Source organism: Desulforamulus profundi (assembly GCF_002607855.1).
Map to the genome: position 1 here is coordinate 41855 of NZ_AWQQ01000069.1, position 17569 is coordinate 59423.

At 48.0% G+C, this 17569-nt stretch carries 18 protein-coding genes, 1 tRNA gene and 2 pseudogenes; 6 read left to right on the plus strand and 15 right to left on the minus strand.

All coding sequences use genetic code 11. The features are described 5' to 3' along the window. The first annotated feature begins 114 nt into the window (after nt 1–114). Nucleotides 115–294 carry a hypothetical protein gene (locus tag P378_RS11930; RefSeq protein WP_099083407.1) on the plus strand — a complete coding sequence of 60 codons (180 nt, stop codon included), beginning with the start codon at nt 115–117 and terminating at the stop codon, nt 292–294. Between the two features lie 79 nt (nt 295–373). On the opposite strand, the pseudogene P378_RS11935 reads toward P378_RS11930, so the two are convergent. The 4 genes and pseudogenes from P378_RS11935 to P378_RS11950 form a co-directional block, all read right to left on the minus strand. Then, nucleotides 374–1563 (minus strand): annotated as a pseudogene (locus P378_RS11935) (ABC transporter substrate-binding protein). Nucleotides 1564–1806: 243 nt separating this feature from the next. Continuing rightward, nucleotides 1807–4601, minus strand: a pseudogene (locus P378_RS11940) (UPF0182 family membrane protein). A gap of 42 nt (nt 4602–4643) precedes the next feature. After that, on the minus strand, nt 4644–4838 hold the full coding sequence (locus P378_RS11945; protein ID WP_099083408.1) for a hypothetical protein: 195 nt from the start codon (nt 4836–4838) through the stop codon (nt 4644–4646). A gap of 196 nt (nt 4839–5034) precedes the next feature. Next, nucleotides 5035–5973, minus strand: a complete 939-nt coding sequence (locus P378_RS11950) for a D-alanine--D-alanine ligase (protein ID WP_099083409.1) — start codon at nt 5971–5973, stop codon at nt 5035–5037. Nucleotides 5974–6421: 448 nt separating this feature from the next. Here P378_RS11950 and P378_RS11955 point away from each other — a divergent pair, with 448 nt between their 5' ends. After that, nucleotides 6422–7816, plus strand: coding sequence for a monomeric [FeFe] hydrogenase (locus P378_RS11955; RefSeq protein WP_099083410.1), 1395 nt, complete (start codon nt 6422–6424; stop codon nt 7814–7816). A gap of 23 nt (nt 7817–7839) precedes the next feature. On the opposite strand, the gene P378_RS11960 is transcribed toward P378_RS11955, so the two are convergent. After that, on the minus strand, nt 7840–8190 hold the full coding sequence (locus P378_RS11960) for a hypothetical protein (protein ID WP_099083411.1): 351 nt from the start codon (nt 8188–8190) through the stop codon (nt 7840–7842). 144 nt (nt 8191–8334) lie between these two features. On the opposite strand from P378_RS11960, the gene P378_RS11965 reads away from it, so the two are divergent. Then, nucleotides 8335–8628 (plus strand): hypothetical protein, encoded by a 294-nt coding sequence (locus tag P378_RS11965; protein ID WP_099083412.1) that lies wholly within the window; start codon nt 8335–8337, stop codon nt 8626–8628. A gap of 110 nt (nt 8629–8738) precedes the next feature. Here P378_RS11965 and P378_RS11970 read toward each other — a convergent pair. After that, a tRNA-Trp gene (locus tag P378_RS11970) sits at nt 8739–8814 on the minus strand. A 245-nt stretch (nt 8815–9059) separates the two neighbouring features. Between P378_RS11970 and P378_RS19650 the strand changes: the two genes are divergently transcribed. Continuing rightward, nucleotides 9060–9227 carry a hypothetical protein gene (locus tag P378_RS19650; RefSeq protein WP_180261081.1) on the plus strand — a complete coding sequence of 56 codons (168 nt, stop codon included), beginning with the start codon at nt 9060–9062 and terminating at the stop codon, nt 9225–9227. Between the two features lie 46 nt (nt 9228–9273). Here P378_RS19650 and fusA read toward each other — a convergent pair whose 3' ends face one another. Continuing rightward, nucleotides 9274–11280, minus strand: coding sequence for an elongation factor G (fusA, locus tag P378_RS11975; RefSeq protein WP_099083413.1), 2007 nt, complete (start codon nt 11278–11280; stop codon nt 9274–9276). Between the two features lie 309 nt (nt 11281–11589). Between fusA and spoVB the strand changes: the two genes are divergently transcribed. Together spoVB and P378_RS11985 are read left to right on the plus strand one after the other, a co-directional pair. Next, the gene (spoVB, locus tag P378_RS11980; protein ID WP_099083414.1) at nt 11590–13140 is read left to right on the plus strand and encodes a stage V sporulation protein B; all 1551 of its coding nucleotides are present in this window, start codon (nt 11590–11592) and stop codon (nt 13138–13140) included. A 275-nt stretch (nt 13141–13415) separates the two neighbouring features. Then, nucleotides 13416–13610 carry a small, acid-soluble spore protein, alpha/beta type gene (locus tag P378_RS11985; protein ID WP_143338477.1) on the plus strand — a complete coding sequence of 65 codons (195 nt, stop codon included), beginning with the start codon at nt 13416–13418 and terminating at the stop codon, nt 13608–13610. Here P378_RS11985 and surE read toward each other — a convergent pair. From surE to queD, 8 genes are read right to left on the minus strand one after another with little or no spacing between them, the layout of a single operon-like run. Next, a complete protein-coding gene (gene surE / locus P378_RS11990; protein ID WP_143338478.1) occupies nt 13607–14377 on the minus strand; it encodes a 5'/3'-nucleotidase SurE in 771 nt (256 codons plus the stop codon). The genes P378_RS11985 and surE overlap by 4 nt on opposite strands. Before the next feature lie 9 nt (nt 14378–14386). Then, complete coding sequence (locus tag P378_RS11995; protein ID WP_099083429.1) at nt 14387–14533, minus strand: YpmA family protein; 147 nt, start codon at nt 14531–14533, stop codon at nt 14387–14389. Nucleotides 14534–14584: 51 nt separating this feature from the next. After that, nucleotides 14585–15151, minus strand: a complete 567-nt coding sequence (gene folE / locus P378_RS12000; protein WP_099083415.1) for a GTP cyclohydrolase I FolE — start codon at nt 15149–15151, stop codon at nt 14585–14587. 13 nt (nt 15152–15164) lie between these two features. Next, the gene (locus P378_RS21785; protein ID WP_238473170.1) at nt 15165–15515 is read right to left on the minus strand and encodes a hypothetical protein; all 351 of its coding nucleotides are present in this window, start codon (nt 15513–15515) and stop codon (nt 15165–15167) included. Between the two features lie 35 nt (nt 15516–15550). Continuing rightward, nucleotides 15551–15907: a 7-carboxy-7-deazaguanine synthase QueE gene (locus P378_RS21790; RefSeq protein ID WP_238473171.1), complete on the minus strand. Its 357-nt coding sequence runs from the start codon at nt 15905–15907 to the stop codon at nt 15551–15553. Then, nucleotides 15907–16470, minus strand: coding sequence for a DUF366 family protein (locus P378_RS12010; protein ID WP_099083416.1), 564 nt, complete (start codon nt 16468–16470; stop codon nt 15907–15909). Before P378_RS12010 ends, P378_RS21790 begins: the two co-directional genes overlap by 1 nt. 1 nt (nt 16471) lies before the next feature. After that, nucleotides 16472–17170, minus strand: a complete 699-nt coding sequence (queC, locus tag P378_RS12015) for a 7-cyano-7-deazaguanine synthase QueC (protein ID WP_099083417.1) — start codon at nt 17168–17170, stop codon at nt 16472–16474. Then, nucleotides 17167–17556, minus strand: coding sequence for a 6-carboxytetrahydropterin synthase QueD (queD, locus tag P378_RS12020; RefSeq protein WP_099083418.1), 390 nt, complete (start codon nt 17554–17556; stop codon nt 17167–17169). The genes queC and queD overlap by 4 nt, the downstream gene beginning before the upstream one ends. Nucleotides 17557–17569 lie beyond the last annotated feature (13 nt).

Genomic DNA, 17569 nt, shown 5'->3' on the forward strand with positions numbered 1-17569 from the left:
ATAAGTGAACGATTTGTGGCAGACCCCCGGCTTGGATTTAAAAAATGAGAAAAAAGTCCTCGCAAATTAAACAGTTATGGTAGAATTGAGCATAAAACAAGCGGAGGTGCTTTTATGGAAAAAGAAATGCATGTCTGCAGCCTGTGTGAATATCATGAAGAAATTTGGGACCAGGTGGATGAAGGGGAAATATACGAAGACGGCTGTTTTTGCAAGTTAAACAGAAATGACTTGCATTTTGAGAACTGTCTTGAAGTTAATCCTAAAGGGTGCCCCCATTTTAAGAGAAAATAGTGATGACCAGATGGCTGAAATAAAAATGACAGGCTTTTCAGGTATGAAAAAGCCCGTCATTTTTGTGTTTAATTAAGGATTAAGGGTTGATCTGCTCCTTAAATACCTGCTTGCCGTCTTTTAACTCAAGGACCACAGCGCCCTTGACAGGGTTATGGTTGGCATCGAAGGTGTATTTACCGGTAACGGCCTGCACATCCTTCAGGCTGGCCAGGGCATCCTTAATCTTTTCGGGTTCTGCGGAACCGGCTTGTTCAATAGCCTTCACAAACAGGATGGCGGCATCGTAGGCCAGGGCTGCCAGGGCATCGGGAGTTTCGTTGTTGTACTTGGCCTTGTACTTCTTCACGAATTCCTGTACAGCAGGTTCCTGGGAGTCCGGAGAGTAGTGGTTGCTGAAATAGGTGCCGTTTAAAGCCTTAGCGCCGGCAATTTCGATCAGCTTGGGAGAATCCCAACCGTCACCGCCCATGAAAGGCACCGTAATGCCCAGGTCACGGCCCTGCTTAACGATTTTGCCCACTTGCTCGTAGTAGGCAGGAACGTAAATTACATCGGGCTTTAAAGACTTAATCTTGGTCAGGGTGGCACTGAAATCCTGGTCTTCGGTTAAGAATGCTTCTTTGGCTACGATTTTGCCGCCCTGTTCCTCAAAGGATTTAACAAAGAAATCGGCAAGACCCTTGCTGTAGGGAGAATTGTTTTCAACAAAAACAGCAGCAGTCTTGGCATTTAGCGTCTTGGTGGCAAAGGTTGCCATTACTGTACCTGGAAGGGATCGATAAACACGGAGCGGAAAACATAATCACGTACTTTACCGGTGGCGGGGTCCACGGTTACGTCAGGGTTGGTACCGCCGGTGGTCATTACGGGGACTTTGTTGTCCATACAGATCTGGGAGAAGCCCATGGTGTTGCCGGAGGTGATGGCGCCCAGGATGGCAACCACTTTGTCCTGGGTAATCAATCGGGTGGCCACGTTGGCAGCCTCTGTGGCCTCGCTCTTGTTGTCAAGGCAGATGAATTCTATTTTCTTGCCTAATACTCCACCCTTGGCGTTAACTTCTTCAAAATATAAATTAATGCCGTTTTTGGCCGAGTTGCCGAAGGTAGCCACCTGGCCGCTCAATTCATAGTTGCCGCCAATTTTGATGACTTCGGCTTCCTGTGCCTTAGGTTTGCTCTCCTGGCCGCCGCAGCCGGCAAGCAGACTGATAATTAAAAGGGTTACCAGTAGTAAGATGCCTTTACTCGCTCTCACTCTTCTCATCTTTGTACCTCCATGTTCATTAGTTGGACAATTAAATAGAAGGAACATTTAGAAACAAAATTTGCAGACTTCCCGCCACCCCCGTATTCCATATAAAGATATGTAAAACTTAAAACAATTGTAGCCGAGCCGGCCAAGGGCTGTCAATATAAATGTCAATCAATTCATAACGATTTATTAGCGAATATTTGTACAATGTTTTAAACATAAAAACGGGACTGCACGGTATGCAGCCCCGTTTTTTTACTGTGAAGATTGTTCTTGCAGCTTGTTGAGAACTTCTTTAAGCCGGTTTAAGGATTGGCCATAGCCGGACCAGTCCCCGGCCTTCAACCTGGCCTGTGCCTCGTCGTAAAGACGGTTCGCCTCGGCTGCCAGCTCTTTCAGAGTGGCCTGGGGAACGGGCTGCGATTCGCCCGGCTGATCGGTCTGGGGAGGCGTTCCCTGCTTGGGCGGTGCGGGTAAACCTGCCCCTTCGCCAAAGATCCTCTGCAGAGCCAGATCCAGGGTCGGCTCCATGACGATCTTGTCGCCGGAGGCCACAATAACCCTGCGCAGTTCCGGCATTTTACTCTGTTCGGACTGAAGGTAAAGGGGTTCAACATAAAGCAGCGAGTCTTTCACCGGAATTACCAGCAAGTTCCCCCGGATCACCGATGAACCCCGCTGGTCCCAGAGGGACAGCTGTTGCGAAATGGTGGTGTCCTGGTCGATTCTGGCCTCGATCTGCATGGGGCCGTAAACAAGTTCCTGTTTGGGGAACTCGTAGACGACCATTTTTCCGTAATTCTCACCGTCTGAGCGGGCTCCCAGCCAGGCAATCATGTTTTTCTTGTTCTGCGGGGTAAAGGGCATAATCAAGACATATTCCGGCTTCTGCTCTCCGGGTAATACCGTGATGGTGTAATAGGCCTCCATGGGCTTTTCTTCGCTGCCTACCTTTTCGGTGGGCAGTGTCCACTTGTCTTCCCTGTTATAGAATACCTGCGGGTCGGTCATATGATACAGGGCATACATGCGGGACTGAATCAGAAATAAATCTTCGGGATACCGGACATGGGACCGTAAATCCGAGGGCATTTGATCCAGGGACTTAAACATGCCGGGGAATATTTTGCTGTAGGCTTGAATGATCGGGTCATTGGCATCTGCAATGTAGAAACTGACATCCCCGTTATAGGCGTTTACGGTCACCTTGACGGAATTTCGAATATAGTTGTTGCCCCTGTTGTCAAAGGGCTCGGAATAAGGGTACATGTCACTGACGGTATAGGCATCCCACAGCCAGATGATTTCCCCCTTGGCATTAATAACTGGATAGGGATCGCTGTCATAGCTCAGGAAAGGTGCAATCTTGGGAACCCGATCCTTAATATTCCGGTAAAACAGCACCTGGCTGTCGTTGGTAATGTCGCTGGTCAACAGCATTTTATAATCTGCAAAATTGATGGCAAACAGAAGTTTCCGGACAAAGGAGCTGATTTTCACCCCGCCGGTTCCCTCATATTTGCTGTAAGCGTTGCCGTCGCCCTTGGGGTAATCAAACTCTTCTGTTTTGGTGTTAACGATGACATAACCATCGTCCGATTCTCCGTAATAGATCTCCGGCCGGGTTACTTTAATATCGGTGGAGGGCACCGGGGGAATATCTTTCAGGAAAAAACGAGGCAGGCCCTCGGCGGATACTTCATTGACCGGGCTCATGGCTACACCGTAACCGTGGGTATATTTTAACCGCTGGTTAATCCAGGTCTGGGCCTGCTGGGGCAGCTGGTCCTGGTTCATTTCCCTCACGGCTACCATTACCTGGCGATATCGTCCGTCTATTTGGTAGCGGTCAATATCAATATTTTTGAATTCATAGTACAAGCGCATTTCCTGCAGTTGGCTGTAGGTCTGCTGCAGCGGATGCCAGTCCCACAGGCGAATGTTTTCAATGGTGTTGCGGTTTTCCTGGATGTCCTTGGCCTGCAAGGTACGTCCGGCGGGAAATTCCCTTTGCTCAATGGTATCTAAATTATAGGCCTGTTGGGTTAACTTGATGCTATTGGCGATATAGGGCGCTTCTCGGGAAAATTCGTTGGGCAGCACCACGAATTTTTGAATGATTCCCGGGTACACGCCGCCCAGCAAAATAGAGGCCAGGATCAAACCTGCAATGGAATAGGCAGCCAGCCGGAACCGCTTGAGAAAAATGTTGGCGAGGATCACCACTGCGTGATCAATGAAAGAACGGTCAAGACCTTATAGGCCAGTAAGGTAGCATGAATATCGGTATAACCGGCGCCATGCACCACCCCTCCGGTGGAATACAGGAGCCCGTACTGGTCCAACCGGTAGCCCCAGCTCTTTAAAATAAAGAACAGGGCGGCCAGAACAGACAGGTGGTATCTGGCGGCGGGGAAACGGAAGATCTTGGCCGGGCCTCCCCGGGCTGTATCGGTTACCAGGTAAACCAGAGCCACTAACAGTATGTTAATAAAAATGGCAGAGGCCAATAACCTGTAAATAAATTCAAAAAAGGGCAGACTGAACATGTAGAAGCCTATATCTTTGCTAAAAATCGGGTCTGCAGTGCCAAAGGCAGTCTGGTTAAAATACTTGAGCACAGTGACCCAATCACCGGCAACGGTGGTGCTGTAGAGAAAACCCAGCACCAAACTGAGAGCGGTAAAAACCGCTGTCAGCCGGCCAGGCGTTATTTGTTCGCGCCAATTTGGATAACCGGGCTGATTGATGGTAGAAACATTGTCATCGTCCTGATAAAAGGGACGGAAAGGTTTTGCGGACTGAATTGCTTGCAGGACGGACTTTTTGGTCAACATCAGGTTGACAAGCAACAGCACAAACATGATAACGCCAACAAGAACCCGGAGTCCAATTTCGGACAGGATTCTGGTCGTAAAGACCTGGGGGTACTTTAGAGTGCTAAACCACAGCCAATCGATGTATAGCCCCGCTCCCCAGCCAACCATTGAAAGAAGCAAAGCTGCTGTCAGAAGAAAAAGGCCAATGGAAAACCGTGACCCGTGCTGCACGACAACACCTCCGTTAAATGATTTGAAGTTTCCTTATTTACCTTACATGGGTTTGGTGCCTTTCATCTGATCGTCCGACTCTTTACGCAGTTTCGCTTCGCAAAACTGGCAAAAGGATACAGATTTCTTGGGCTTGAGAATAAAATCATCCTCTTCTCCCCACGGGTCAACGGACTTTTCAATTACGATCACCCGGCCACACATAATACAGCGGACTTCATTTTCTTTGTTTTCCAATTCTGCCACCCCCGTTAGTACGCCCTAATTGAGCAGATTAGTAAGACAATTCTGCCTGGGATGACAAAAATCCTTCCTGTCCTTGCATAGAAGTAATAAAAATCACAACCCTCTGCCGTGCCGCGCCCCGCTCACGGTTTTCGGGGTTATGTTTTCTTAACAGAAAAAGACTGATTCATCCGCCTTTTTCTAAAACTTATTGTTCCTGGGCCAGTTTGACAAGCCGGTCGGCCAGTTCGGGGAAATCTATGCCTGCATGTTTTGCTGCATCCGGAAACAGGCTGGTGGCCGTCATACCGGGTAAAGTATTCACTTCCAGGGCGAAAATTTCGTCGTTTTTTACCATAAAATCAACCCGACCGAAGCCCCTACAGCCCAAGGCCAAATAGGCCCGGACAGCCAACTCCTTTATTTTGCTTTGTATCTCTTCGGGCAGCCTGGGCGGAATGATGTGGTCACTCATGCCCGGGGTATACTTGGCCTGGTAGTCGTAAACACCTGTCACAGAGGTGATCTCAATCAGGGGTAACGTAACGGGATCATGGTTTCCTAAAACGGATGCGGTGACTTCCATGCCGAAGATAAATTCTTCAATTAAAACATCATGATCATATTCCAGGGCGGATTCTATGGCAGCGCTCATTTTTTCTTGTTCGTGGACAAAGGAAATACCAATGGTAGAACCCTGGGTGTTTGCTTTGACCACAGCCGGCACGCCCACTTCCTTTATGGCCCTGGCGGCTGCCTGCTCCAAACCCTGGTTCAGCACTTCCCTTCGAGTTACAACGGTGAAGGCCGGGGTGGGAATTCCCTCCAAAGCAAATATTTTTTTGGCCGCAATTTTGTTAATGGCCAGTGCGCTGGCCAGTACACCGCTTCCGGTATAGGGGATCTCCAGCATCTCCAACAATCCCTGTATGGTTCCGTCTTCACCGTATTTCCCGTGTAAGGCCAGGAATGCCAGTTCTATTTTATTTTCCTTAAGCTGTTCCACCAGGTCAAATCCCACGTCTATTTTAAGCACATCGTGATAACCGGCGGCAAGCAGCGCTCTGTAAACGGCTTCACCGCTTCGCAAAGAAACCTCTCGTTCCTCTGAACGACCGCCACATAAGACTCCTATACGCAATGTCAAATTTCACCTCCCAACCGGTAAGCCCGGTAATAGTACAATTCTATTATATTCTGAGGACACTTACAAAATCCTTGCCGTAATTTGGATAGTTTCTTACACTTCATAGATTATTATGCCATCTTATGACAAAACATGAAATACTTTTAACGAAAAATGCATTTACATTTTATTATAAAATATATTAAACTATTTGGTTATGTGGTCGTCATATGTATGTATTTATTATAAACAAGTTAATCGCATTCAATCGTATGTCTGTAATATATAATAAACATAATATTCTAACCAATTGGCAATTGTTTAAATATTTTATCAACAACCCATTATCATAAATTTTCTAAATCGATTGATATTTTGCTAAATTGCAACATATTGTGATCAAATTGACTTGTACCTAACAGACATGAGATAATTTGCACAATTCAGATTACTATAGGAGGAGATTTGCATGAATCCTGTTTCAGAAGTAACAAAAATCCGCAGAGATATTTTTACCAGGATCGCCCGCTGGGCTCTTAATCAACCATTGGACGGTCCCTTTGAAATGGATATATCTGCTTTGGTAAAGGAAATTATTCCCGATGGACCTGCACGTTATCGGTGCTGTATTCATAAAGAAAGAGCAATTGTTGAAGAGCAGATTAAAATTGCTGTTGGGTTAACCCCGTTAAATAACCCGGTAACTGTAATTCCCGATGCATGCAACCGTTGTTCCTTAACGAAATATCTAGTAACCGATGTCTGTCAAAACTGTGTGGCTCACCCCTGCCGTAACAGTTGCCCTAAAAAGGCAATTTCTGTTATTCAAAACCGTGCCTTTATTGATCAGACTTCCTGCGCAGAATGCGGTAAATGTGCCAAAGCCTGTCCTTATAACGCCATCATTGAAATTACACGGCCCTGTGAAAGAGCCTGTGCCATAGGCGCCATTAAGGTTGATGAGTCCCGTAAAGCGGTGATCGATAACAGTCTATGTGTATCCTGCGGCTTGTGTGTAACGGTTTGTCCCTTTGGAGCCATCACCGATCTTTCACAAATACTGGATGTTATTTGCTCCCTGCGGATCAAGGAACAACCCCATGTGGCCATCGTTGCACCTGCCATCGCAGGTCAGTTTGGACCAAAGGTAACGCCGGAACAAATTAAAACAGGTTTACTGCAACTGGGATTTGATGAAATGGTTGAAGCGGCCCTGGGTGCGGATATTGTAGCGAAAGAAGAAGCCCATGAAATTATGGAGCATGTCGGTCAAAAAAATGTAATGACCAACTCCTGCTGCCCTGCCTTTGCCAATGCGGTGGCTGTTAAAATGCCGGAGCTGAAAGACATAATTTCCACCACCTTATCCCCCATGCGAGTTACCGGCCAGTTAGTTAAGGACAAGTATGCCAACAAGGTGACCACGGTATTCATCGGTCCCTGTATTGCCAAAAAAGCAGAAGCTACCCGGGGGGATGAAATTGACCTGGTCTTAACTTTTGAGGAGTTGGCTGCCATCTTCTCAGCCTCGGAGATTGATCTTTCCTCCCTGGCCCCTACCGAAGTAAAAGATGCCTCACCCAACGGAAGGCTGTTTGCAAGGGCCGGTGGCGTAAGCGCTGCCGTTCGCAAGCACATCAACAGCGATATGGATTTGGAAATATTGCAGGTACAAGGTCTGGGGCAGTGCCTGTCTGCCTTAAAAACCGCTGCTAAGAAAGTCAATGGTGCAGGCCTCACCTTCATCGAGGGTATGGCTTGTGAAGGAGGCTGTGTGGGCGGACCCGGGACCATAGTAACCATTGCTGCGGGTACCCGGGCAGTGGAAAAACATGCAGGTGAAAGCATCATATTACCTAAATAAAAACCGGCCCGGGGCCGGTTTTTTTACCTCTTTTTCTTGCTTTTCTCTTTTCCTGCGGCTTTCTTCTGCTGCAATGGTTCTGTTTGAGGCGCAAACAAAGCGTGAAACACTTTATCCCAAATCCATACCGTGGTGAATTTGGCGGTAAGGATGCCACCAACCAGCAGACCGGCGAACAGCTTCCAGTTATAAAATAATATAAAGCCTGAGAAACCAATAAACAGCAGGATAGAAAGTTTTAAAATAAATTGAACCGTCGGATTGCGATAGACCAAGGGTGTTTCTTTTATGTTGTCTTTATCATGGATGCCCTTTGTCATAACTAAGCCAAGAATTAAAAGAAAGACCATTGATACAATAATATTTGTTGCCATCCTTTACCCCCCTCAGGTGTTCCTTTACCTCAATTATAACAATAGAACTTAAGTTATTTGCAAGGCCTTTCTGATTACCGGAGCCAAAACTTACCTCCCATTCTTATAAAACTCATGTTATAATTGCTTAAAGGAGGGATCCCGGTGAGTGAGAACAAAAGCATGGAGCAAATGGTTAGCCAGTTGATTACCATGGTGGGCAAGGTTTTAGAGGGGCAAAACGACATAAAAGCTGAAATGTCTGAGATGAAAGCGGAAATGTCTGAGATGAAAGCGGAAATTGCCGGCATAAAGGTAGAAATGACCGAGATTAAAAACCGTCTGAACGACATAGACGGCAAACTGGTTTACCTGACAGCGGACGTTGAATTATTAGAGCACGAAACACAACAAAACAAAAAGGAAATTAACCGCATTAAAAAGCAAATCGAGGCTTAACGGGTGGTCCATGGCACCTCCCTTATTTTTTGCACTTTTACCGGATTATCCACTGCGGTTATTGAACATAAAAAACCTGCTATCCTTTTATAATAGCAGGTTTTACTTACTGGCGGGGGCAGAAGGACTTGAACCCTCAACCAACGGTTTTGGAGACCGCTACTCTACCAATTGAGCTATACCCCCGTAATTCAGTTGTTTTCCCTGACGCAAGAGTTAGTATATCAAAAACCCGGTTGTTAGTCAACATAAATAATGTCGCTTTTTTGCTATAAAAATTGTTCATGGTTATCTAATTTTTCCATTGGAGTGAACTGAATTTCCTTATGCTTATATTCAACCATAAAAGAATAAATAGATTTTATCAGCGAAAACTAATGATGACAAGGGTTCCATAACCAGGACAACAATGATGCAGGTAGGTGAATGAAATGGGACATTTTATCTATTTTGACCCGAATAAAAACAATATGGAGACTGCGGAGGAACTGCAGCCGGAACTGAGACCCAAAGGAGTTGACCTGATTTCCCCGGAACAGTGGACGTACTGCGAGAAGGAAAAAGAATTAACCCGTTTTGCCGAACGCAATAAAGAATAAGTATAATGAAGGAAAACCCAGGAGCAAATGCCCCTGGGTTTTGGTATTACTTACTGGCTTCCTTTTCTTCCCTGGCCTTTTTAATCACCATTTCAGCTTCACGACCGGAGAATTCCTCGTAACTGGAGAATTCCATGGTGAAGGAGCCGCGACCCTGGGTCATGGACTTCAGGTCGATGGCGTAACGGTACATTTCAGACAGGGGAACCTGGGCACGGATTTTCACCAGTTTACCCATGGGTTCGGTGCCGAGCACACGACCGCGCTTGGTGTTGAAGTCGCTGATAATGTCGCCCATGAAGTTTTCCGGCACGGTAACTTCTACGTTTTGGATGGGCTCCAGCAGGGCCGGGCTGGCCTGTTCGCAACCTTTCTTGAAGGCTAAATGAGCTGCAATCTTAAAGGCCATTTCAGAAGAGTCTACCGGGTGGTAAGAGCCATCGTACAAGGTGGCCTTCAGACCGGTAACAGGGAATCCTGCCAGCACCCCTTCTTCCAATGCTTCTCTTAAACCCTTTTCAACGGCCGGGAAGAAGTTCCTGGGAACCGCGCCGCCGAACACTTCTTCACCAAAGACAAAGTGTTCATCCGTGGGCTCAAAGCGAATCCAGACATGTCCGTACTGGCCACGGCCGCCGGATTGCTTCTTGTGCTTGCCTTCCACTTCAACCTTCTTGCGAATGGTTTCGCGATAGGGCACCCTGGCTTCTTCCAGTACCACATCAACGCCGTATTTCTTCTTCAGGCGGTCAACCATAATCTGAGTCTGTGCTTCACCCATGGTGATCAGCAGGGTTTGCTTGGTTTCGGTATTCTTCTGAACCTTAATGGTGGGATCTTCTTCGGTTAACTTTAACAGGGCATCACCCAGTTTGTCTTCGTCGTTTTTACTCTTGGGCGCCACCGCAGTGGTCAGGGTGGGAACCGGGAACTCGATGCCTTCCAATTCCAGGGGCTTATCTTTGTCGGCCAGGGTATCTCCGGTGCTGGTATCCTGAAGTTTCACCAGTACCGCCAGGTCGCCGCAAGGAACTACATCGGTTTGTACGGTGGTTTTGCCGCGTACATAGAGGATCTGGCCGATTTTTTCCGCTTTGTCTTTGGTTACGTTAACAACGGCAGAGTCATTCTTTAACTGCCCCCGGAATACCCGGAAGAAGTTCATTTTGCCTACATAGGGGTCGGCAATGGTCTTAAATACCAGGGCGGCCACAGGACCTTCCTCAACCTGGGGAGCCGGGAAATAAGCAGCCAGGAAATCAAGAATTTGCGCTACGCCAATTTTCTTGGTGGCACTGCAGGACAGCACAGGCACAAATTTACCCAGGGCTAGGCTCTTGCGGAAGCCGTCTTTAATTTCATCCGGGGTAAGCTCTTCCCCTTCCAGGTACTTCATGGTCAGCTCGTCGTCGCCCTCAGCGGCGGCTTCCACCATGGCCTCACGATAGACCTCCATTTGATCCGCCAGATCTCCCGGTACAGGAATTTCTTTGCCTTTGCCGTCACCGGTGAAGGCCTTTTGTTCCATGACATTGACAACACCGCTGAAATCGGTAAAAGCGCCAATGGGAAGCTGGATGGGTACAAAATTTGCCCCAAACTTTGCCTTCAAATTATCCAAAACCTTGTCAAAGTTCGCATTTTCACGATCCATTTTATTGATAACAACGATCTTGGGCAGCTCATCCGCCATATCCCAGATCACTTCATGCTGAACCTGGACACCGTCTACGGCGGAAACCACAAATAAAGCGCCGTCGGCAACACGTAAAGAACCTTTTACTTCACCTATGAAATCCGAGAAGCCGGGGGTGTCTAACAGGTTAATCTTTGTATTATTCCACTCAACGGGTACCAAACTGGTATGAATGGTCATTTTGCGGGCGGTTTCTTCAGGATGGTAGTCCGAAACAGTGGTACCGTCCTCCACTCTGCCAAGTCGGGAAAGAGTTCCGGTGTTAAACAACATGGCTTCTACCAGAGAAGTCTTGCCAGAACCGCCGTGGGCAACCACTGCGACGTTGCGGAGTTGATTGGATTGGTAATTTTTCAAAGTTCAGGCCTCCTTTTGTAAATAATGGTATCCTCTCTTAACAAATTATATACACATTTAACCAATTTCAGGTAAATATGGCAGGGTTGTCATGTACTATGACATTTACCAAAAATCAAGGTTTATAGGATTAAATTTATGTTAACGTTTCTACACGTATTATCCAAATCCTCTTAATATAACGAAAATTGAATTTTAAATTTTCACTGCCATTTTTTTCTTTAGCTTACTTTTCATACCAGGATGCCCGTTGTCATAAACATAACATAGTGGAATATCTGGCCTTGTCAGGGCGAAAGGAAAATGGACATGTCTCGACAATCCTTTGTTACAGGTGCTTTGATTTTACTGGCAGCAAGCTTTATTAACCGTATTATCGGGTTTATTTATCAGATCGTTATTATCAGGCTGATCAAACCCGAGGGAATCGGCTTGTTTAACATGGTTTTTCCTGTCTATATTCTGGTCCTGGTCCTGGCAACCATGGGCATCCCTGTAGCCATTGCCAAGCTGGTGGCGGAGGAAATGGCCAAGAATAATGTCAGAGGGGCGAGCCGGATCTTTAAAATATGCCTCTTAATTTTGGTGGTCTCCAGTGTTTTGTTTACTGCCCTGCTGGTAATGGTTTCTCCCCTGCTGACGAAGTATGTCTTTCCCAACCCGAAAGTGTACTATATCTTCCTTTGCCTGATCCCCGGGGTCATTGTGGTTTCTGTCTGTTCCGCCTTCCGGGGATACTTTCAGGGTCTGCAGCAAATGACCCCGACGGCCATTACCCAGACCCTGGAGCAGATCGTCCGGGTCATCGCAGGCCTTTGTATCGCTTATCTTCTTTTACCAAGGGGAGTTGAATACGCCGCCGTCGGTGTTTCCCTGGGTGTGGTGATCGGCGAATTTGTAGGCTGCTTAACCATGATTTATCTCTATTTCACCCGAAAACAACCGGTCCCCGCAGGGGCAAGACCGTTGTATGAACCCTTTAGACAAACTCTCTCCCGCATTTTTGGCCTGGGGATCCCCATTACGCTCACCCGTTTTGTCAGTACCTTGCTCATATCGGCAGAAGCCGTGCTAATCCCCATACGGCTGCAGACTGCGGGGATGGATATTCACCAGGCCACTTCCGTCTATGGCCAGCTGGTAGGCATCGCAGAAACCTTACTTTTTACTCCGACGATGATTACCATTGCTCTGGCCACCGCTCTGGTGCCGGCTATCTCAGACGCCCTGGCCTTGGAAAACTACAGGCTTGTGCAAACCCGCACTTCCAAGGCCCTGCGAATTACCATCGGCGCCGGTTTGCCCTGTACCGTTGCTTTCATTTTGCTGCCTGATGAAATGTGCGGCGTGTTGTTCGGCTACGCTGAGGCAGGCATCATTTTGGCTGTCCTGGCCATTGGCGGTCCCTTTCTTTACTTTCAACAAACAACCACCGGCATTTTGCAGGGGATGGGTGAAGCCGTCAAGCCCTTTAAAAACCTGGTCATCGCCTCTGTCTTTAAAATTTTGGGACTTTATTACTTAACCGCCATTCCCTCCCTGGGAATACTGGGTTCTGCCATCTCTCTCAGTGTCAGTTTTATTGTCATGGCGATATTAAATTATCTTGATTTACATCAACTGGTCGGTTATCGAATTCATTTATCCCACGACATTCTTAAGCCCAGCCTGGCGGCCTTAGGTATGGGAGTTGTGATCTGGCAAATCAAGCTGGTATTATTGAGTTTTTCTCCGTTATTGACCTTAATTGTTGCACTGACAGCAGGCGGTCTGGTTTATATAATTCTCCTGTTGCTGCTGGGGGGCATTCACCGGAAAGATTTTCTTCAAATTTTTCGCCTGGTAATCAAACGCTTTTAATTTGATAAATTTAATTTTTCACTGGTTTTGTCGCCAAATTTTTACTAAATAATTTAGTAAAATGCAACACATACTAAGTTCAACCCTGAGGGTACAATAAATATTTTGACTTGCGCTGCATTGCTCTGGTTTCACTGCCTGAACCATTCTGAGAAGGTAACCGCTCATACTTTTGCCGAATAAAGGCCCCTTTGGTTAAAGTCATCCAGCACAAGATTTAGCCAGAGCGGATAGAAATTCGGCGCAGCAAACTTTTTTGTAAGGGAGGATAAATTATGGCAAGAAATAAAGTAATGGACCACCGAATGAAACACTATGCCGCCAGCGTGCAGGGAGTGGAAGGATTAATTTTAGGTGAAAAAAGCGACTACGGCAATTTAACTTCCCGCCAGTGCGGCAACTTCGTGCGCATCGCGCTGGAAAGGCCAATGAATTGGTATAAAAAAGCCCTCCTAAATAAGAGAGCTTAAAAGAACCTACTTGGTCGGCAGCCAGCCGGCCATTTTTTTCGGAAAGCATAATCCGTGACGTCCAGCTGCAGCGGCGTAACGGATACAAATCCCTCGTTAATGGCTGCGGCATCGGTTTCCGGATCGTCTTCGTCCAGGTTATGGGGTTCCCCGGCCATCCAGAAATAGATTTTACCCCTGGGGTCCACCCGCTTGTCAAAGCATTTGATATAGCGGCGCCGGGCCAGCCGGGTGACCCTGACGCCCCGCCCATCGTAATGGTTGGGCACGTTTACGTTTAACAAAGTACCGGGGTCTACGGGATTTGCCATCACCAGGGGCACAAATTCCTTCATGAAGTCCGCGGCCGCTTTATAATCAAATTTCTCCCAGGCGGCCAGGGAGACGGCAATGGCCGGCACATGATTAATCACGCCCTCAAAGGCGGCGGAAACCGTACCGGAGTACAAAACATCGGTGCCCAGGTTTGGACCCAGGTTAATGCCGGATACCACCAGGTCCGGCGGCCCTTCTAAAATGGACTCCAAACCCAGCTTGACACAATCCGCCGGGGTGCCGTCCACAACCCAACCCTTTGCTTTACCGGACTTAAATCTATGAATCTTGGCCCTGAGAGGCCGGGTCACCGTAATGCCGTGACCGCAGGCGCTTCGTTCCCGGTCCGGCGCCACTACGTAGACCTCGTCTGCGATTTGTTCCATAGCCTTCCGAAGTTCGCCGATGCCGTCGGCATAGATTCCGTCATCATTGGAAATGAGTATCCTCATTACGACCTCCTAGGTTTCATAGATCGAAATTGTCATTTTACCGTCTTTGCTTTTGGTTAAGCCAAAAATAATTTGTTTATCCTTTAACGTTCTGTTTAAAAAATCTACAATTTTATACATTTCCGGATAAGCGGTAAAACTCTGCTGGGCAATCATTTCCAGCTTATCCGACCCCTTACTTTCACTACTCACAAATTCCCCTCCCGATTATTCGTTCTTCAAAATTAAACTCAGGGCTTCTGCCCGGGAAGCCTCGTTTTTCTTAAAGATACCTCGCACTGCAGAGGTAACGGTTTTTGCACCCGGTGCCCGCACCCCTCGCATGGACATGCAGAGGTGTTCCGCCTCCACCACCACCAATACACCGTAGGGGTTTAAACGGGACATGATGGCATCGGCAATTTGTTTGGTCAGTCTTTCCTGAAGCTGCGGGCGGCGGGCATAGCCGTTGACCAGCCTGGCCAGTTTGGATAAGCCGGTAACATTGCCGTTTCTCGGAATGTAGCAGACATGGGCCTTGCCAATGAAAGGTATCAAATGATGTTCACACATGCTGAACAAACGAATATCCTTTACCAGCACCATTTCTTCATGTTCTTCGGAAAAGGTTTTATCCAGGTGTTCTTCCGGATCTTCATCAAGGCCGGCGAAAATCTCCTGGTACATTTTGGCCACTCTGGACGGCGTCTCCACCAAACCCTCTCTGTCCGGGTCCTCGCCAATGGCTTGTAAGATCATTTTTACAGCTTGTTCTATTTTAGCAAGATCAAACATTTCTTCAACTCCTCTATAACTGCCCCATCATCAGGTGAGTCTGCGGGATCACCCTCACGTTTTTCAAGACTTTAAGAGCCTGTTCCTGAAACTTGAGGACCCTGTCAACGATCCCCGCACCAATACCTCCCTTTGCTGTGACAGGCTGCAGGATCAGTTCAATTTCAGGATCAATGCTGCCGATGAGTTTCCCTGTTTGTTCAATTTCTGCTTCCTTTGTTGCCGCAGAAATCACAACTTTCACATACACCTTTTTTTGTGCCGCTATGGCTAGAAATTCCTTATGTACATCCCAGGGGGTTTTTGTTTTGGTCGAACTCTCCAATTTAATGTCCATGCTTACGATATCAATACAGTGGATCACCGAGGACAATTCTCCGGGCAGTGTGCCGTTGGTTTCTAAAAAAATGCCCGCCCGGGTGCCGAGATTCTGGGGATGAGTTCCTTTAGAAAATGTGTGTGCAGCAGCGGTTCACCGCCGGTGAGACTGACGGAATGATGCAGGGTTAAATCATAATGGCGCGCAACCATTTCAGCCAGCTGCTGGGGTTCTACCGGGTTCGGCAGGGTCATAAAGTCCCTGCATCCGGGTGTTTTTTCCAGAACCCAGGTCTCCGGTGCCGGATCGGTGGGTGTGTCACAGTATGCACAGGTCCAGTTGCAGCCCGCCAATCTTATGAAAACCTGCCTGCATCCCACAAAGGGGCCTTCTCCCTGTACCGAAGAAAAAAGTTCCTGGAGATAAACCCCGGACACTAGCCTACCCCCCTGACCTTGCAGCGGGCCAACCGAATGCTCTTCATTTCCTCCGCATAGGCCCTGGCAATGTTCTCACCCACTGCCAGGATTTCACCGGGCGGTATCCCCAAATCAGCCAGGCCGACGGTGGGCACCGGGGTATTCAGGGAAGACACATTAAGACCGGTATGAATCATGGTGGATACAGGACTGGCGGTGGCGATGGACACCGACAGCTTTCGACTGCCCTGGTAAAGATCGTCACCACTTCTCCGAAAGGTTTTGCCGGTTTTGCTCTCCAGAATTTCATTAATGATGGCCATTAAAAACCGCTGGCGAATCACCGTTTTTTCCAAATCCATGTCAAAATGTTCAATAATAAAATGCAGCATGTCTTCACTGAAAATGGGGGCATTCTCCCGGACATCCGCCAGGTCCACCATTTCCGTCAGGTCCACCCGGCAGGCACCACGAAAACAAATGATGCTGTCCCCCTGAATGCCAAAGTTGCGGAAACCAAACAGGGAGGACAATTGCCTGCCGTCGTATTTTAACGGCTTTTCCAGCACATAGACCAGCATGTTACTCACCCCCGGCCTGATTGTTCTTGAGGGCTGCGGGCAGGTCTATGTTGAGGGACGTAAAGGCCCGGATCATACGCCGGCAGCTTTCGCACCTGCCGCACATCTGTGTCTCACCCCGGTAGCAGCTCCAGATGAAATCCCATGGCACCCGCAGGCGGTCCCCCAGGGCGACGATTTCTTTTTTATCCAACCGGTTGGTGTAACTGATAACTTTTACTTGATTGGCGGTGGAATACTCCATGGCTCTGCTGGCGGCCATGGCAAATTCCGGCGTATTATCCGGAAAGGTGGCTGCTTCTTCGCGGTTAAAACCGGTCACCACCTGCCCACATTTTAATGCCTCGGCAAAACAGGCGGCGATATTGACAAACAATCCGTTGCGGTTGGGCACCCAAACCGCAGCCGCCGTTTTACTGGCAGCATTCATGTCATCCAGTTCTCCGGCAGTGGGCTCCGGCAAGGTGTCGTCCCTGCTTACCAGGGCCGTTTGCGTTATCTGCGCCACCCAGGGCAGCTCAATGACCCGGTGAGGGATGTTATAATGCCGGGCCAGCTGACCTGCGGCCTCTATCTCCTTCTCTGCCGCACGTTGGCCGTAGTTCATGGTAAGGGCCAGTTCCACCCTTCCTTCAGTCAAGGCATAGGCCAGGTTGACGGCGGAGTCCAGCCCGCCCGACAAAAGTACCACACTGTTCAATTAAACTCCTCCCGATAGGTAGCATAGGCATCCGGGGATTCCCAGACCGAAATTTCCTTCAGCCGGATCCCTTCCCTGATGGCAGCGATGGCCTGCTCCAGGGTTTTGTAAATATAATAAGCCAAGTTTTCAGCTGTGGGATTGACGCCCTCTTCTCTAAAGCCAGGGATGTCATTGAGAAAACGGTGGTCCAATTGATCGATGATCATAGACAGCTGCTTTTTAATATCTTTAAAATCCACCAGCATGCCCAGTTGGTCCAGCTTGTCGCCGGTGACCTTCACCTCAACCGTCCAGGTATGCCCGTGTAATCTGGCACAATCGCCGGGATATCCGCACAGACTGTGGGCAGCGGAGAATCTGCTTCGGACCGTCAATTCAAACATGTGTCTTCCTCCT

Coding starts and splice junctions, on each gene's coding strand:
- queD (WP_099083418.1), bottom strand. CDS start 17,556: ATGTTTGAATTGACGGTCCGAAGCAGATTCTCCGCTGCCCACAGTCTG.
- P378_RS11960 (WP_099083411.1), bottom strand. CDS start 8,190: ATGGCAACAAATATTATTGTATCAATGGTCTTTCTTTTAATTCTTGGC.
- P378_RS11985 (WP_143338477.1), top strand. CDS start 13,416: ATGGCAAGAAATAAAGTAATGGACCACCGAATGAAACACTATGCCGCC.
- surE (WP_143338478.1), bottom strand. CDS start 14,377: ATGAGGATACTCATTTCCAATGATGACGGAATCTATGCCGACGGCATC.
- P378_RS11955 (WP_099083410.1), top strand. CDS start 6,422: ATGAATCCTGTTTCAGAAGTAACAAAAATCCGCAGAGATATTTTTACC.
- P378_RS12010 (WP_099083416.1), bottom strand. CDS start 16,470: ATGCTGGTCTATGTGCTGGAAAAGCCGTTAAAATACGACGGCAGGCAA.
- P378_RS11930 (WP_099083407.1), top strand. CDS start 115: ATGGAAAAAGAAATGCATGTCTGCAGCCTGTGTGAATATCATGAAGAA.
- folE (WP_099083415.1), bottom strand. CDS start 15,151: ATGTTTGATCTTGCTAAAATAGAACAAGCTGTAAAAATGATCTTACAA.
- P378_RS19650 (WP_180261081.1), top strand. CDS start 9,060: ATGGGACATTTTATCTATTTTGACCCGAATAAAAACAATATGGAGACT.
- P378_RS11995 (WP_099083429.1), bottom strand. CDS start 14,533: ATGATTGCCCAGCAGAGTTTTACCGCTTATCCGGAAATGTATAAAATT.
- spoVB (WP_099083414.1), top strand. CDS start 11,590: ATGTCTCGACAATCCTTTGTTACAGGTGCTTTGATTTTACTGGCAGCA.